General features: G+C 52.2%; 11 protein-coding genes and 1 pseudogene. 3 read left to right on the plus strand and 9 right to left on the minus strand.

The window, feature by feature from the left end:
• Positions 1–132: 132 nt before the first annotated feature.
• From QJ036_RS09965 to QJ036_RS09985, 5 genes are all read right to left on the minus strand, one after another.
• The gene (locus QJ036_RS09965; RefSeq protein WP_283231241.1) at positions 133–888 is read right to left on the minus strand and encodes a ClpP family protease; all 756 of its coding nucleotides are present in this window, start codon (positions 886–888) and stop codon (positions 133–135) included.
• A gap of 66 nt (positions 889–954) precedes the next feature.
• Complete coding sequence (locus QJ036_RS09970) at positions 955–1,944, minus strand: C39 family peptidase (RefSeq protein WP_283231242.1); 990 nt, start codon at positions 1,942–1,944, stop codon at positions 955–957.
• Positions 1,945–2,073: 129 nt separating this feature from the next.
• Complete coding sequence (gene addA / locus QJ036_RS09975) at positions 2,074–5,841, minus strand: helicase-exonuclease AddAB subunit AddA (RefSeq protein WP_283231243.1); 3,768 nt, start codon at positions 5,839–5,841, stop codon at positions 2,074–2,076.
• Positions 5,838–9,242, minus strand: coding sequence for a helicase-exonuclease AddAB subunit AddB (addB, locus tag QJ036_RS09980; RefSeq protein WP_283231244.1), 3,405 nt, complete (start codon positions 9,240–9,242; stop codon positions 5,838–5,840). The genes addA and addB overlap by 4 nt, the downstream gene beginning before the upstream one ends.
• A 12-nt stretch (positions 9,243–9,254) precedes the next feature.
• On the minus strand, positions 9,255–9,938 hold the full coding sequence (locus tag QJ036_RS09985; protein ID WP_331487524.1) for a GTP pyrophosphokinase: 684 nt from the start codon (positions 9,936–9,938) through the stop codon (positions 9,255–9,257).
• 177 nt (positions 9,939–10,115) lie between these two features.
• Here QJ036_RS09985 and QJ036_RS09990 point away from each other — a divergent pair.
• Both QJ036_RS09990 and QJ036_RS09995 read left to right on the plus strand, forming a co-directional pair.
• Positions 10,116–11,498 (plus strand): annotated as a pseudogene (locus QJ036_RS09990) (MATE family efflux transporter); the annotation flags it as partial.
• A 97-nt stretch (positions 11,499–11,595) separates the two neighbouring features.
• The gene (locus tag QJ036_RS09995) at positions 11,596–12,036 is read left to right on the plus strand and encodes a hypothetical protein (protein WP_283231245.1); all 441 of its coding nucleotides are present in this window, start codon (positions 11,596–11,598) and stop codon (positions 12,034–12,036) included.
• Positions 12,037–12,134: 98 nt separating this feature from the next.
• On the opposite strand, the gene QJ036_RS10000 is transcribed toward QJ036_RS09995, so the two are convergent.
• Genes QJ036_RS10000 through trpS form a run of 3 tightly spaced genes read right to left on the minus strand, consistent with a single transcriptional unit; the run spans position 12,135 to position 14,500 of the window.
• Positions 12,135–12,572, minus strand: a complete 438-nt coding sequence (locus QJ036_RS10000; RefSeq protein ID WP_283231246.1) for a GNAT family N-acetyltransferase — start codon at positions 12,570–12,572, stop codon at positions 12,135–12,137.
• 21 nt (positions 12,573–12,593) lie between these two features.
• Positions 12,594–13,478 (minus strand): fumarylacetoacetate hydrolase family protein, encoded by an 885-nt coding sequence (locus QJ036_RS10005; RefSeq protein WP_283231247.1) that lies wholly within the window; start codon positions 13,476–13,478, stop codon positions 12,594–12,596.
• Between the two features lie 17 nt (positions 13,479–13,495).
• Complete coding sequence (trpS, locus tag QJ036_RS10010) at positions 13,496–14,500, minus strand: tryptophan--tRNA ligase (protein ID WP_283231248.1); 1,005 nt, start codon at positions 14,498–14,500, stop codon at positions 13,496–13,498.
• Positions 14,501–14,694: 194 nt separating this feature from the next.
• On the opposite strand from trpS, the gene QJ036_RS10015 reads away from it, so the two are divergent.
• Positions 14,695–15,174: an S-ribosylhomocysteine lyase gene (locus QJ036_RS10015; RefSeq protein ID WP_283231249.1), complete on the plus strand. Its 480-nt coding sequence runs from the start codon at positions 14,695–14,697 to the stop codon at positions 15,172–15,174.
• Positions 15,175–15,240: 66 nt separating this feature from the next.
• Here the strand turns inward: QJ036_RS10015 and QJ036_RS10020 are convergent, their stop codons facing one another.
• A complete protein-coding gene (locus QJ036_RS10020; RefSeq protein WP_283231250.1) occupies positions 15,241–16,365 on the minus strand; it encodes a carbohydrate kinase family protein in 1,125 nt (374 codons plus the stop codon).
• Positions 16,366–16,367 lie beyond the last annotated feature (2 nt).

Consider the following 16,367-nt stretch of genomic DNA (forward strand, 5'->3'; position numbering starts at 1 on the left):
GCCAAACCCCGGCCGAGATATCCCAAAATGATATCTGAGCCGGGGTTTCTGAGCTAAAAACGAAGGAGCGTTGCTCCTGACCTACAATCGTTCAGATTTTAGGTCATTCTGCAACACTCCCTGCCCTGCCGGCTATCTGCCGGCTTTTTTCTTTTGTTTTCTGTTTTCCTCTATCATCTCATGAAGCCTTCCGAGAGCTTTGTCAATGCCGCCCACCTGACGGATCAGCCCCAGGCGGACTGCATCCTCTCCCACCAGCAGGGTTCCCAGATCCTTGGTCAGATCCTGGGTATTCATCATCAGCTCCTCAATTTTATCCTGAGGGATTCTGCTGTGATCGGCAATAAATCCGGTGATCCTGTCCTGGATCCGCTGAAAATAATGATAGGTCTGAGGTGCCCCAATGGTCATTCCCGTCATCCGCACCGGATGGATCAGCATGCTGGCCGACGGAACGATGAAGGAATCATCCGCCGATACCGCAAGGGGCACACCGATGGAATGGCTGTCTCCGATCACCAGAGAAACCGTAGGTTTGCTTAAGGAGGCTACCATCTCAGCCAATGCCAGTCCGCAGGAGACATCTCCTCCCTGGGTATTGATCAAAAGGAGAACCCCCTCGATCCTGTTGCTGTCCTCGATCTCAGCCAGCTTTGGCAGCACGTGCTCATATTTTGTCGTTTTGCTGCTGCCGTTTAAATTTTCATGGCCCTCGATTTCCCCGATGATGGAAAGAAGATAAATATTTTCCCCTCCCGTTCCCTCATCCAGCATAACCTGGCCGTACTCTTCAATTCTCTCATCGTTCTCCGACTGCCGGCCGGATGAACCGCTCCCACTGTTTGTGACTGACATGCCTTTTCGCCTCTTTCCTTTCTTTTTACCCATAACCTTCCTCCGTATGGCCTTTTTTATAATATGGGAAAAAAGAGGCACTTCTATTCAGCGAAGCTGTCAATCCACAGAATACCTCATCTCAACCTGACTCTCCCGAAGCTGTCCTTTGGAATAGGACCAGAGCTCTTTGATCTGAGGCTCCAGCTCCTCATAGGTCCAGGTTTGCTGACTTCTTTCCGGACTGTTCGGATCATGGACAAGAAGCTCGTCTCCCTTGCGGCCACAGATAACAATAAAATGGCCGGTGGAGGTGAAATCCCCGGGCTTCATGCTTAAGATCAGCGGATGTCCCATGTCCAGCTCCGAATAAATTCTGTTTTTACTGAGCCCCGGATTGCTCCAGGTCAGTCCCAGCTTTCCTGCACCGGAACTCATGAGCTCCCAGCTGGTGCCCACATTTTCCAGATAAAATCCGTTCTCTGCGGAAAATTGCGCCATAGCCCGCGGATTCATCGATGTATCTCCGCTGAGTCCCACGTACACCATGGAAAGACAGGTGGGACCGCATCCGCTCAGGGCGATCAAATCATCTCCGTAAGTCTCATACCCCCACCGTTTATCCCATTGAATCAGGAGGGGGATCTCGCCCTTCGTATAATCTCCCGACAGATCGATCTCCTGGGATGCCTGATCCTTATACTCCGGGTAATGGAACACAAACTCGGTGGCCTCCGGTGTATTTTCCAGGAACGTCCTCAGGTAATCGGGATATTCCGCCGGATGGCTCTGCACGTAATTTCGCATATCGGTCAGGGTCATGGAGGGCTCCTCTTTGCTTCCGTCTCCCTCCGACAAGGTGCTGAAGCCTCCAGCCTCGATATTCCAGGCTGCTGTCTGGACTGCTCCGCCGCCCTTGGCTCCCTCCTTTTTGGAAACAGATGCCCGTCCTGCCAGAAATGAAAGAATACAGAGAACCACCACAAGGCTGATGCAGAAAATCTTTTTGTTTCTCCGCTGTCTTGCCCTCACACGCTTCTTCTCTTCCATTCTGGCTATGCTGTTCGTCCGTTTATCCCGCGGCATTTTTCTGACAGTATTCTGACCCATGTCCCGACTCCTTTACAATTTTCTTGTAAATACTATATCATACAAAAATTGTCAAACCATGAATCAAAAATGAAGATTTTCGAAATTAAGTAACCAATTTGTAAATTTCTGTCGCCAATTCTCCGGCATTTATACAGGGATTGCCTTTCCAAGACAGAAGGAATACAGGTACCGTTCCTTTACCTTTTTTCCGGTACTCATTTCCAGCGCGCACCGGTAATAGTCAAGCTGCGTCCGGTAACGCTCCACCAGGGTCTGTTCCGCCTCCGGGCCGGTTATCCGGTCCGTCTTGTAATCCACCAGAACCAGTCCGTCCTCCTCCGCAAACCAGACATCGATGATTCCCTGCACCAGCATGAGCTCTCCCTCCAGCGAGGGATCTCCATATTCCGGGCGGATCCTTGCTGCCGGAAGTCCCATGACAAACTGCTGCTCCTTTTTTAAGCTGCCCCGCCGGTCGGCATCGGCCATCCGCCGCCCCAGCGGAGAAGCAAGAAAGCGGCTGATTTTTCCAAGATCTACTGTTTCCTCTGTTCCCGCCGGCAGGATCCCCTGTCCTTCCAGGTCTCTTACCGCCTTCTTCAGTTCTTCTTCCTCCGGGCCCGCCGTAAAGGGCAGAAGCTCCAGAAGCCGATGGTATGCCGTACCTCTTGCCGCACCCGAAAGGGGTTCCGTATCCTTTAAAAATCCGGGGAGGTTCTTTTCCTCAGACGGCTCTTCAAATTCCAGCTTTTCAAAAAGCTCAGACGCTGCCTCTTCCTTAAGCTGGGAAACACTGAACACCCGGGGAGCCGACACCGCCGCTTCAAAAGGATACCTGTAGGCAAGCTCCCTCCGGAAGCCCTTCGCTAGATCATTTCCCTCCGCTTTCCCTTTGCGCCAGAGGAGATTTTCCTTCAGATACTGGTCCGACGCCTGTTTTATGGTCTCGTGATGGACCAATGCTTCAACAGTCTCCATACGGATAACAATGGGAACCGGCTCTCCATAAAGACTGTGGAGGACAGGCGGGGTGATGCCCCGTTCCGAAAGCAGTTCCCCGTAAGCCCGGTTCCGGATCAGCGCCATCAGGATCCAGTCCAGATACGAAGACGCCGACGCCACCGCACGGAAAGGAAGCCTCCGCTCCTTTTTAAGCCGCAGGCTGTTCCATTTCATAAGCCTGGATTCCAGGTGCCGGTCAGAACCGGTTACGATCAGTTTTTCCTCCGCCCTCGTGAGCGCCACATAGAGAACCCGAAGCTCCTCCCCAAGATTATCCAGACGAAGCCGTCTCTGAAGGACCCGTTTGGGAAGAGTGGCCGCCTTTACCCGATTCTCCACATCCACATAATCAGCCGCCAGTCCAAGCTCCGGATGCATCAGGATCTTTCGGTTGGTGTCCTTCTGATTGAACGGCTTTCCCGCTCCGGCAAGGATCACGATGGGATATTCCAGGCCCTTGCTTTTATGGATGCTGGTGATCCGCACGGTGTTCTCTCCGGCGATCTCCTGGGAGGCCTCCCCGAAATCCACCGAATATTTCTGCAGCCGTTCAATATAGCGCACAAACTGAAAGACGCCCTGGTAGCTGGTATTCTCATAGTCAATGGCCCGTTTGATCAGCATTTCCATATTCTTTTTCCGGATCGCTCCGCCCGGCATGGCCGCAATCACACAGCCGTACCCGGTTTTCTCCAGAATATACCGAAGGAGCTGATGAAGCCGCATGTAAACTGCTCTTTCCCGAAAATCAGACAGCAGGGCAAGAAACTCCTCTATCCTGACTGCCAGCTTTTCGGGAAGCTTTACTGTCTCCCGCCGGCAGTACAGAAGCGCTCCGTAAAGCCCCCTGAATCCTTCCTCCCCCACCGCCTGTCCGGCCTTTGCAGCAAGAATGGCCATCTCCTCAGAAGTGAAGCCGCCGATGGGCGAACGCATCACTGCCGCCAGAGGAATGTCCTGCATGGGGTTATCAATGATCCGCAGAAGATCCAGTATACAGCGGATCTCTCTGGCAGAAAAATAGCCTGTCCTTGACTGGGAGACGGCAGGGATTCCCTCCTCCATGAGACAATTGGTAAATACCTCTGCCCATTCGCTTACAGTCCGAAGGAGAATGACGATATCTCCGTAGCGCGCGGTCCTGTATTCCCCGGTTGTTCCGTCCAGGATCCGGAGACCCTCCTCCGGGTCGCAGAGCTCCCGGATCCGTTTTGCCACGGCGCGGGCCTCCAGCTCCTTTGCCTCCAGCTCTTTAAGCTCCTCATCGTCGTTTTCTTTTCCGGAATCTATGAGGATCAGTTCCATTTCCGGCCCGTTATTTCCCTTTTCCCGTCCGGAAGCCTCCCTGCCATCGGGATCCTGCGGAAACTGTCTGCCAGGTATCAGTGCTGCATTCTCATCATAGGAGATCCCTCCCAGCTTCTCATCCATCAGCTGTTCAAACAGAAAATTCGCCGCCGAAAGAACATTTTCCCGGCTTCTGAAATTTCTGTGCAGGTCAATTTTCTGATGAGCACTGTCGCTCCTTGTGTAGGAAGCATATTTTTCCATAAAAAGCTCCGGAACAGCCTGGCGGAATTTATAGATGCTCTGCTTCACATCGCCCACCATGAACACATTGGGTCTTCCGGTCCGTTCTCCGGAGACACTATTGAGAATCGCCTCCTGAATCCGGTTGCTGTCCTGATACTCGTCGATCATGATCTCATAAAAGCTCCCGCTCATTTCTTTCGCCGTCTCCGAGGGAACGAATTCCGTTCCGTCCTCCGATTTTTCCGTCAGGATCTTCAGGGCAAAATGAGCCACATCATTAAAATCCACCAGATTCTTTTCCCGTTTTGCCGCACTGTAAGCCCTTCCGTATTCCTCCGCCAGGTGAGTGAGCTCCGTCAGTGTACGTCCCATGGCACAGATATCGGAATAGATCCGGGGAAGCTCCCCCAGATAATATCCGTCTGCCAGCTCTTTCACTTCTTTTTTCATGGCATCTCTGAGAGCGCCGAGGAACTCCTTTGCCTCCTCATCCACCGGAAGCTTTTTGCTGATTCTGGGCTTCGTCATAAAAGATGAGCCTACCGTCTTCAGGACCGAAGCTGCCTCCTCATAACCGGAAGCAGCCAGAAGCCCGAGAACGATCCTCTCATCGGAATCAAACATCGTTTCATAGGGCTCCAGCCCCGGCGATTCCATACAGAGCCCTTTGGCCTCCTCATACTGCTCCTTCAGTTCACCGGCCCGCAGCTTAAGCTCCTCCATGAGGCAGCGCATAAAGAGCGAAGCATCAAGCTCCTCTGCAGATGCCGGACAAAGCTGCTCTCTCCAAAGCGCCAGCTGTACCTCCGGCTCCGGGTAAGCTGACGCAAACTGATACAGCCGGTCAATGTATTCCGCAATACTTCCGTCTCCTTTTCCCTCGGCATAGCTTTCCACAAAAAGCAGAAATTCCGGAGACGCCTCCGCATATTTTTCTTCCAGAAGTTCCTTCATCACATCCTCGCGGATCAGCTTCAATTCTCCCTCGTCACCGATCCTGAAATCCGGATCCAGATCCAGAAAGCTGAAATAATTCCGCACTACATAGAGGCAGAAGCTGTCTATGGTCATGATCCTGGCATGGGGAAGAAGATCCTCCTGCCGTTTCAGGTTCTGATTGTCAGGCTCCTCCGAACGGCACTGCTCCAGACGGGCTCCGATCCGTTCCCGCATCTGCGCCGCCGCCGCATTGGTAAAGGTCACCACCAGCAGGCGGTCAATGTCCACCGGATGCATTTCATCGGTAATGATGGCCATGATGCGTTCCACCAAAACAGCCGTTTTTCCGCTTCCCGCAGCAGCTGCCACCAGGATATTTCTGTCCCGCAGCCCGATGATCTTTTTCTGTTCTTCTGTCCATTCCACTGCCACTTTACTCACCTGCCTTCGTCCTGCTTCGCCAGATCGATCCAGATCTCACCCGGTTCCCTGTCCGCGATCCGATTATATTCATAGCCGGGAAGCTTTCTGTCAAAGCCGCAGACAGAAGAGAACTCACAATAATCGCAGCCGGTCCTGCCTTTTCTCCGGTAAGGCTTTACCGCCACGTCTCCCGATGCAATGGCCGACCCGAACTGCTCCATCCGTCTGTACACAAAATTTCTGAGATGCCCAAACTGTTCTCTGGAAACTGCCGAGGATTTCGCCGCCACCAGCTTTCCATCCTTCATGGCCGCCGGGATCCACCTGGATTTCCCATCCTCCTGGGTCTCCCTCTGAAACAGAGAAACCACCTGCTCCTCCCCATTGAAGATTCCCCTTGGACGAAGCGCCTCCAGAAAAGCATCCTCCATATGCTCCTCCGGTCCTTTCCGCTCCAGCATCGGATCCTGGATCTGATAATAAAACATTCCCGCCGGAACGATATCCTTGTCCGGATGCTTTTTCTTTTCCTTCTGCATAACGGCATCCATATATACCACAAGCTGCAGCTGCAGCCCGTTAAACACCGCATTGAGGTCAAAATCCGCCGCGCCCGATTTGTAATCAATGATCTTCACATAGACCTTGTCCTCATCCTCAAAAAGATCCACCCGGTCAATTTTCCCCTTGAGCTGCATGGTACCGCCTTCCCGGAGAGTGATCCGCATGGCCGCATTTTCCCCCGGTGCAAAGGTCATTTCAAAGGCTGCCGGAGAAAACGCCCCCGCCGCCAGCTGCTCTCCCAGGGCCCAGATCGTCTTCTCTGTGATCTGTCCCATCCGCTTCAGCAGGTACTCATTTCTGGCTGAGCTCTTTAACACGCCGTTCCCCAAAAGCTCTGCCGCCTCCGCCACAGCCTGCTCTGCCAGAGCTCTCCGCGCCGGCTCCTCCATATCGGAGAGCCGGCGCTTTCCGGCCTCCGCCTGCTGAAAGCAGAGCTCAATGGCCTTGTGAAACACATTTCCCATATCAAGGGCTGCAAATTCAAACTCTTTCCGTTTCACAAGCTTCAGACCATAAGTCAGAAACTGAGCGTAAGCGCAGGCCGCAAACGTCTCCAGCCTTGTCACGCTTCCCGAAAGGGGATCGCCGTAAAGAGCCCGAGCCGCCGCCCGGGATATCCGGTCCCCGTCATAGGAGAAAAACGCACCGTCCACCAGCTGTTCCAGAACTCTTCGGTTTTCCTCCTTTTCATACAGACAGTCATACAGGGCCTCCCAGGACCGGGAGGCAGTTCCTTTCCGGTATTCCTCCATGCCGTCGGCCAGAAAGCGAAGGGCCAGCGTCTTTGTCAGGATCCGCTCTTCTCCTCCCACCGATCCCTGAATCTCCAGCTCCGGAAAAAGCCGGAGCAAAGAAGCGATATAGGGTGACGGACTTTTCCTCTCTCCCATCTCATCAGCCAGAGCCCAGGAGAGATACAGCTTCTCAGACGGCCTTGTCACCGTCAGATACAAATAGAATTTATCAATGAGGCTCAGTTCCCTTCTGGTGGGCGCCAGCTCCGTATAGGCCTTCAGCGTCTCCCGGTCAAGCTCCGATAAAAGCCCCCGTTTTGTCTTCCTTGCAGGCACATTTCCGTCATTGACTCCGATAAAAAACAGAGCTCTGATGTCCTTAAGCCTGCTTCGCTCCACATCTCCCACCAGCACCCGGTCAAGAGCCGCCGGAATCACGCCCACCCGGATCTCCCGGCAGCCGGCATCCAGCACATCGTTGTAGGTTTTCACCGACAGGACCTCTTCTCCCAGAAGCCCGACGATCCTGTCAAACAGTGCAAGAAGCTGCTCATAGGCCTGTTCATATTCCTTGGCAAGACTGTATTCTCCCGCCTGTTCAAAGGACTGCGCCATGGAAGAAAGCTTCTCTTCCACCTCCTGCCCTGCAAGAAAATAATAGAGCTCCTCTGTCATCTCCCGCACAGTGACGCCTTTTTTCCGAAAGACCTCCCGCAAGACAAGAAGGGGCGATGCCACCTGCTCTCTCGCCTCATTGAGCTCCTTCAGATTCACATGCTCTCCGCCCCGGTAAATGGTCTCCCAAGGCTGTTCCCAGCGTTTGTGACCGCGGATTCCAAGGGCCAGCACATAATTTTCCATCTCAAAAAGGACATCCTCCCCGAAGGAAAGAAATCCACATTTTAAATACCGGAAAACACTTTCGTAAGAGAAATCCTTCTCTATGATCTCCAGTGCCGCCCGCATATATTCCACGACCGGATTGGTAAAAAGGCTTCTTTTGTCATCCAGAAAGGCCGGGATCTTTGCATCCAGGAAGGCCTGGGAAAGAAGAGGCCGGTAACTTTCCATATCCGCACATACCACAGCGATCTCCCGATACCGGTATCCCTGTTCCCGCACCAGCCTGGAGATCCGCACTGCCAGGCTCTGGGCCTCCTCCGCCGGAGTCAGTTCTCTGGATAGGACAATATCCTTCGGTGCTTCCTTCCAGCAGGTTCTTTCATTCCGGAACAGCTGTTTTGAAAGGAAGGCCAGCTCTTTGGAGCCCTGAAAGCGGAACGGAACGGAAACTCTGTCCATAAAAATATCCTCTTCCCGGCCCGCTCCGGTCTCCTTTGCCAGCCGGATCATGGTCCCGACGGTTTTCCGGCTTAAGGAAAACAGATCATCCCTCTTTTTTTCATTATATACGTCCGAATCTCCGTCAATGGTCACCGCCAGCATCACACGGCCGCTGCAAAGCAGAAGCTGCTCCAGAACCTGGTACTGAACCGGTGTGAAGCCGGTGAAGCCGTCCAGCGCGATCACACTGTCCCGGACCATGGACGAGCGGGGCAGCACCCTGCACAGGGAAGGAAGAAGCTCCTCCGCCGTGATCATCCCCTCTCCCATCGCCTCACGAAACGCCCCGAATAAAAGCTGCAGATCCTTAAGCTTCCGCTGCAGAAGAGGACGGCTTTTTGTCTGCTCAGCCAGCCTGGAAAGCTCTTCCTCCCCGATCCGATACTGATTGAATTCCGACATCATGGACTTCAGCTCGTCAATAAAGCCTGCCCTGTCCAGATGATTTTTATAAACCCCCAGCTTTTTTTCCACCGGGACGCAGGCCTTTCTGAGGAGCATGCTTTTTCCCATATCGTCAAGGACGGTCTCAGGCATGCAGGAAAGCTCCCCGAATACCCGGTAGGCCAGCCTTTCAAAGCTGACAATATCAATATTCAGAATGCAGTGGCCCGGGCTCAGCATTACCAGCTCCCGCTGCGTTTCCATGGTGAACTGCTCCGGAACAATGACGAGAAATCTCTGCTCCGGATGAGCTTCTGCCTCCGCAATCATTCTTCTGTTCAAATACGTGGATTTTCCGGAGCCTGCTCCTCCGAAAATAAACTGAAGGGACATAAACGCCTCCTTTTATGACAGATCATTAAAGTCTCCGATCATCTGCTTGATTTCCTGCATCTGCCTGTCCGTGTCGGAAATGGTCTCCGCGCAGGCCAGAAGTCTTCGGCTGATTTCCACATGGCCCTCCACCTTCTCAATATCTTTCTTATAACGAAGCTGATGCTCCAGGCTTGCCCAGAAGTCCATAGCAATGGTCCGGATCTGGATCTCCACCTTCATGGGCGTCTTTCCCTTGGAGAAAAAGACCGGGATCTCCACGATCATATGATAGCTCCTGTAGCCGTTCTCTTTGGGATTTTTAATATAATCCTTCACCTTCAGCACCGTAATGTCATCCTGCTTGGCCAGGAGTGCCGCGACCATATAAATATCATCGATAAACGGGCAGACAACACGCACTCCGGCCACATCGTGGAGGCCATTCAGGATATTTTCCTCGGAGATTTCCAGCCCGTATTTTTTCAGCTTTTTATAAATGCTGACCGGCTTTTTCACCCGGGACTGGATCGAAGAGATCGGATTTCTCTTATACCGGACCGAAAACTCGGCATCCAGAACCTCCAGTTTCGTTTTTACCTCCCGGATCGCACATTCATACATCATCATCAGATTGGAAAAGGCCCGGATATTCTCCTGCATTTCAATTCCGATTTCCATCTGGAGTTCCTTCAACCTCAGTTCTTTGTCTTCCATAAATGATCCTTTCTCCCATCCTGTACATGAATTTGCCCGCCATGACATCCGCGGGCCTTCGATACTCCGATTTATTGATCTATTATCAAAAAAAAACGAATCTCCACTGCCAAAACCCGGCAGATTTGTTATAATACTATCAGAAATACCTAATATGAGTATACTTTATTTTTACAATTATGCAACCTGATCTTTCGTATAACGGAGGGGGATATGTCAAAAGCAGTTGAACCGATGACACGCGGTTCCATTGGAAAACGGTTGATTCTTTTTGCTTTGCCGCTTCTGTTGGGAAATTTGTTTCAGCAGCTGTACAACACGGTGGATTCTCTGATCGTCGGCAATTTTCTGGGCAGCAGTGCATTGGCTGCCGTCAGTTCCTCCGGCAGTCTGATCTTTATGCTGATCGGATTCTTAAGCGGAATTTCTTCCGGAGCCGGTGTTGTGGTATCCAGATATTTCGGCGCTTCAGATTCCCAAAATGTCCACTGCGCCGTTCATACAACGGTGGCATTCGGCCTCGCCGCCGGGGTACTGATGACGGCAGCAGGCGTTTTGCTGTCCCCGCAGATCATCGTGTGGATGGGAACGCCGGAAAGCGTCATTCCGGAATCCATAACCTATTTGCAGATTTATTTTTCCGGCTCTCTCGGCTTTGTCATGTACAATATTTTTGTAGGAATCCTGCAGGCGATCGGGGACAGCCGCCACCCTCTTTACTATCTTATCATCTCCTCTGTGCTCAACCTTGTACTGGACATCCTGTTCATCGGGGTATTCCATACCGGAGTCGGGGGAGCTGCAACAGCCACAGTGATCTCCCAGGCATTCAGTGCGGTATTGTGCCTTGTCCGGCTTCTAAGAACCGGCGAAAACTATAAGCTGCAGATCAAAGCAATCAAATTCCACAGGAGGCTGCTGGGGCAGATCGTCCGCATCGGCCTTCCCACCGGGATGCAGAACTCCATTATTGCCTTTGCAAATGTAATCGTTCAATCCTATATCAACGCCTTTGGCCAAATGGCGATGGCCGGCTACGGGGCATACAGCAAGATCGAGGGCTTCGCTTTCCTGCCCATCAACAGCTTTACGATCGCGATGACTACCTTTGTCGGCCAGAATCTTGGCGCAGGACAGCTGGAGCGCACAAGGAAGGGGGCGCGCTTCGGTATTCTGGTGACCATCGGTCTGGCCGAGTTGATCGGAATCATCGTGTTCCTTTTTGCTCCTCAGCTGATTGCGGCCTTTGATTCCACGCCGGAGGTGATCCGTTTTGGTGTGGAAAAAGCAAGAAGTGCTGCCTTATTTTACTGTTTTCTTGCTTACTCCCATTCCATCGCCTCCATACTCCGCGGCGCCGGAAGATCCATCGTTCCCATGGCGATCATGATATTCTTCTGGTGTGTGATCCGGGTTCTGTTCCTCTCGGTCACAATTCCGATCACCCACAGCATCCAGATGATCTATATCGTTTATCCATTGACCTGGGTATCCAGCTCCCTTGTCTTTCTCCTTTACTATAAAAGGGCTGACTGGCTGAATCAGTCACAGCGCCGGTGAGCAGCCATGACAAATTACAGCATGGCCGGAAACGGGATTTTGGCATACCACATGGGCTTCTGTCATATCCTGTACTAAGAAAATCCGGGAGCTGTCTATGAGTTCCAAAACAAAAATTGTTGTACTTCGCATGAAGGAGCTGATCTATACCGGCATTTTCATCGCCATGGGCATCCTTCTCATTATCCTTTTAATCTGCATGTTCGCGCCGAAAAACAAAACCACCAAGTCAAGCTCGGAGGCCGCCGCCTACACTCCCGGTGTTTACACCTCCGCGCTGTCTTTGGGGAATCAGGCCGTGGACGTGGAGGTGGTGGTAAATTCGGACTCCATAAAATCCGTCCGTCTGGTGAATCTGGAGGAGTCTGTGGCCGCCATGTATCCTCTGATGGCTCCCTCCATGGAGAATCTGGCAAAGCAGGTCATTGAAAACCAGGGGATCTCCGGCATTTCCTATGACGAAGGCTCCCAGTATACCTCCATGGCACTCACGGAAGCCATACAGAGGGCCCTGGACAAAGCGCGGATCCGGGAATGACTCCAAAAAGCATCTCCCGCGCAGTCGAACCATAGAGAAAAGGAGGGCATCCCGCAGGTCTCAACTGCCTTTGGGAAAGCCCTCTTTCGTTTTTCCTGTCATTCTTTTTTTCTTTTATCCAGATACTGTATCATCCCCGGTCCAAGCTTATCGGTGGGCCGTGCCAGAAATCCGTGCTGGCTGTAGAATTCCTCCCGCCCTTTGGCGCACATGAGATCCAGCATCATCTCCGTACCGTCCTCTGTGAGAGAATCCACATATTCAATGAGCCGCTCGATCAGCATATGACCGACTCCCAGGTGCTGGGCATTGGGATGAACGATCAAATCCTGAATGTAGCAGATCACTGCTCCGTCTCCCACAAGCCGTCCCATTCCGACCGGCTGATCCGCAATATAAAGTCCCACTGTAAAAAGGCTTCCGTCCAGAGCCGCCTGGGCCTGCTTTCTGGTAAGCTTTTTCCAGCCCACAGATGCCCGCAGCTTCAGGTAGGTATCCACATCGATTACATTTTCCCTAAGTTCAAGCTCTGACATGCTCTCTCCCGCAGCTTTCGCCTATTTGACTGTATTTTTCAGGCTTCCGATTCCCTCGATGATGCATTCCACCTGATCCCCGGATCTTAAAAATCTGGGCGGTTCAAAGCCCATGCCTACTCCTGCAGGAGTACCGGTGGCAATGATCGTTCCCGCCTTCAGAGTGATCCCCTGGGAAAGCTCCCGGATAATGTGGGGAATTCCAAAAATCAGAAGCTCCGTATTACTGTTCTGTCTCAGTTCTCCGTTGACCTTCGACTGGATGGAAAGTCTGGGAGGGAATTCAAATTCATCGGCAGTGACAATGCAGGGGCCCATGGGCGTAAAGCCGTCCAGACTCTTTCCGAAATACCACTGTTTGTGACGGGTCTGTACCTGTCTGGCACTGACGTCGTTGATGATGGTATAGCCCAGTACATACTCTGCCGCATCGGCCTCTTCCACATGGCTGGCATCCTTACCGATGACCACGGCAAGCTCCGCCTCGTAATCCAGACGCTCTACCAGATCAAAATGGCCGTCAATGTGACCTCCCGGTCTCACCGCCTCGCCGACTCTCTTGGAAAAATAAACGGCATAAGGCCGCTCTCCTCCGAAGGCCTCCTTTTTGTAACGGGCAGACTCCTCGGCATGGGCCATATAATTGATGCCCAGGCAGATCATATCCTGCTTCGGGCGGGGGATCGGTGCCAGCAAGGTCACCTGATTCAGGGAAATCTCCCCGTCGCAGCCGGAGGCCACCGCCTCTTTCAGAGAAGCAAGGCCCCTCACAGCCAGAAGGTCAATGAATCCATTCATATCTGCACATTCAAATCCCAGGCCTTTTGCCGGATACACACAGGCGCCGTCAGGGGAAAGAACACCTGCTGCTTCCTTCCCTTCATATAAATATGTCACAAGCTTCATAAGATTTCTCCTTGTCCTTAACGGATCCTTTCTGAGAATCCGACCTTTTTCTGCACCTTCCGCAGGGTCTTGTTGGCATAATAGGAAGCCTTCTCCGCACCTGCCTTGATGACTCCGTCCAGATATGCCTTATCGGCAGCGATCCTGGCCTGTTCCTCCTGAAGAGGCACCAGAATGGAAGCCACTGCTTCTCCCACAGCCATCTTAAAATCACCGTATCCTTTTCCGTCAAATTCCTTTACGACCTCATCCGGAGTCTTTCCGGTACATGCACTGTAAATGTCGATCAGGTTTTTCACGCCCGGCTGCTCCTCACTGTAACGGATCTCCCCTACCGAGTCGGTCACAGCCCTCTTGCATTTTCTCATGATCGTATCCTTATCATCCACCAGATAAATGCTTCCGTTGGGATTTTCATCGGATTTGGACATTTTTTTGGATGGCTCCTGCAGGCTCATGATCTTTGCGCCCACCTTTCCGATATAAGCCTCCGGAATGGTAAACACATCTCCATAGATCGAATTGAATCTCTGGGCAATATCCCTCGTGATCTCCAGATGCTGCATCTGATCGATGCCTACCGGCACCAGATCCGCCTGATACAGAAGAATATCCGCCGCCATCAGGACCGGGTAGGTAAAAAGTCCTGCATTGATGTTATCCGCATGCTTGGCAGACTTGTCCTTGAACTGAGTCATGCGGCTGAGCTCTCCCATATAGGTGTAGCAGTTTAAGATCCATGCCAGCTCTGCGTGGGCTGATACATGGGACTGACAGTAAATACAGCTCTTTTCCGGATCAATTCCTGCGGCAATATATAAGGTGATCAGATTTCTTGCCCGTTTCCTGAGCGTTGCAGGATCCTGTCTGACTGTGATCGAATGCATATCCGCCACACAGAAAAAGCAGTTATATTCATCACTGATTTTCACCCAGTTTTTCAATGCTCCAAGATAATTTCCAAGTGTGAGATTTCCTGTAGACTGCATGGCACTGTACAGGGTTTTCTTTCCGTCTAGCATATTTTTCCTCCTAACCAGAGATACATCTCTTCTTCCGGACATGTCCCGCCCGGAAACCCCACCCAATAGTGTAACATTCCACAGGTTCGCTGTCAACCGACGGTTCGACGGTTTTACTTGCTCTTCCCGCCCGATTCCGCTATACTGATAGCAGAATCGTTACTGTATTCCATTTCAGAAGGAGATTTTTAATTATGGAAAAAATAGCCAGCTTTACCGTCAATCATCTCGCACTGCTCCCCGGTCTTTATGTATCCAGAAAGGATCATGTGGGAGACAGTGTGATCACCACCTTTGATATCCGTATGACCCGTCCCAATTTTGAACCGGTCATGAATACGGCGGAGCTCCACACCATCGAGCACCTGGGCGCCACGTTCCTCAGAAACCACCCGGTTTACGGAGACAAGACTGTTTATTTCGGCCCCATGGGCTGCCGTACCGGCTGTTATCTTCTGCTGGCCGGCGATTATGAATCCAGGGATATCGTCCCGCTCATGAAGGAGATGTTCACCTTTATCCGTGATTTCTCCAGCGAGGTTCCCGGAGCACGCGCCAGAGACTGCGGCAACTACATGGATATGAATCTTCCCATGGCAAATTATCTGGCAGACCGGTATCTGAAAGAGGTTCTGGAAAGCATCACCGAGGACCGGCTTGTGTATCCCGAATAAGCAAAAAATCCGCCGGCGGCAGCTCCTCCACGCAACTGCCATCGGCGGTTTTTTCTTCTCATCCCTTTACTGCTTTGCCCAACCGGCATCGATCTTTTTCTCCAGCTCCTCAAAGCTCTTAAGACCGCCCAGTGCATCATAGGCTTCCACACAGGAGGCTCCGGTCGCCGCCGCCAGCTGAATGCAGCGTGACCTGGAATAGCCCAGCGTCACCGCATAGAGAAAGGCTGCGATGGTGGTATCTCCCGCTCCTGTACCGGAAAGCACCTTCTCCGGCACATAGCTTCTCTCAAAGACTCTGGCTCCTGCCCAGTCAGCTTCATCCAGCTTTAAATCTCCTCCGATTGCCCTGAGCCGTTCCCCGTCGGAGGCTGCCATATAAAGCCCCCGGTAGCCGCATTTTACCAGCACTACTCCGGCGCCCCATTCCACCAGCATTTCCGCCAGTGGTCTCACATCCCGCTCCATATCAAGAAGTCCGATCATGTCTCCGTTTTCGGCTGCCTCATAGAGTCTGTTGTATTTTTCCCGGTCCAGATAGAACATAAGCTCTTCAATGCTGGGTTCAAAGAAGTCCACATAAGGTGCCATCCGTCTCATAATGTCCTTCCAGTCCTCTTTTCCGCTCTCGCATTCCGGATCCACGGCACACATATCCACGGAGGTGGCAATACCTGCCTCCTTGGCCTCCTTTAACATGGCAATGCACTCTGCGCCGCCGTTTAAATACAGCATCCTGCTTACCGGCGGGTAGCCGTAATGAAAGATCTGTGCCGTCTTATAAAGGGCCGGATCAATATCCTCTTTGCGGAAGGTATTTCCCGCGCAGGGGTCATGAAGGAAGATCCTGTCAATGCCCGGAGGTGTCAATGCAATGGAATAGGAGGTGGCTGTCTTCTCATCGATGATCAGATCTTCTGCCGCCCCGAATTTGTCATAATACCGGTAAACAATGTCGCCGAACTCGTCCTTTCCGATCTTGCCGACGATCCGCACATCCGCGCCCAGAACCTTGAGACCAAGACCCGTATTGGAAGTGGCCCCGCCCGGATGAATGTCAATACCGTCCATATGGACCACCTTACCCGGCACAAAGACCTCGTCTACCGATTTTGCCTTTTTCTGTGAATCAAACACCGGCGTCACATCCAGAGTCAGCGTTCCCGCCACAACAATGCCTTTTCTTTCCATAA

The sequence above is a fragment of the Fusibacillus kribbianus genome, assembly GCF_030053595.1.
Lineage (GTDB): Bacteria > Bacillota > Clostridia > Lachnospirales > Lachnospiraceae > Lientehia > Lientehia kribbiana.

Excerpts from the sequence above, each read along its gene's own strand:
- QJ036_RS09965 (WP_283231241.1), bottom strand. The coding sequence starts at position 888 with ATGGGTAAAAAGAAAGGAAAGAGGCGAAAAGGCATGTCAGTCACAAAC.
- QJ036_RS09970 (WP_283231242.1), bottom strand. The coding sequence starts at position 1,944 with ATGGGTCAGAATACTGTCAGAAAAATGCCGCGGGATAAACGGACGAAC.
- addB (WP_283231244.1), bottom strand. The coding sequence starts at position 9,242 with ATGTCCCTTCAGTTTATTTTCGGAGGAGCAGGCTCCGGAAAATCCACG.
- QJ036_RS09985 (WP_331487524.1), bottom strand. The coding sequence starts at position 9,938 with ATGGAAGACAAAGAACTGAGGTTGAAGGAACTCCAGATGGAAATCGGA.
- QJ036_RS09995 (WP_283231245.1), top strand. The coding sequence starts at position 11,596 with ATGAGTTCCAAAACAAAAATTGTTGTACTTCGCATGAAGGAGCTGATC.
- QJ036_RS10000 (WP_283231246.1), bottom strand. The coding sequence starts at position 12,572 with ATGTCAGAGCTTGAACTTAGGGAAAATGTAATCGATGTGGATACCTAC.
- QJ036_RS10005 (WP_283231247.1), bottom strand. The coding sequence starts at position 13,478 with ATGAAGCTTGTGACATATTTATATGAAGGGAAGGAAGCAGCAGGTGTT.
- trpS (WP_283231248.1), bottom strand. The coding sequence starts at position 14,500 with ATGCTAGACGGAAAGAAAACCCTGTACAGTGCCATGCAGTCTACAGGA.
- QJ036_RS10015 (WP_283231249.1), top strand. The coding sequence starts at position 14,695 with ATGGAAAAAATAGCCAGCTTTACCGTCAATCATCTCGCACTGCTCCCC.
- QJ036_RS10020 (WP_283231250.1), bottom strand. The coding sequence starts at position 16,365 with ATGGAAAGAAAAGGCATTGTTGTGGCGGGAACGCTGACTCTGGATGTG.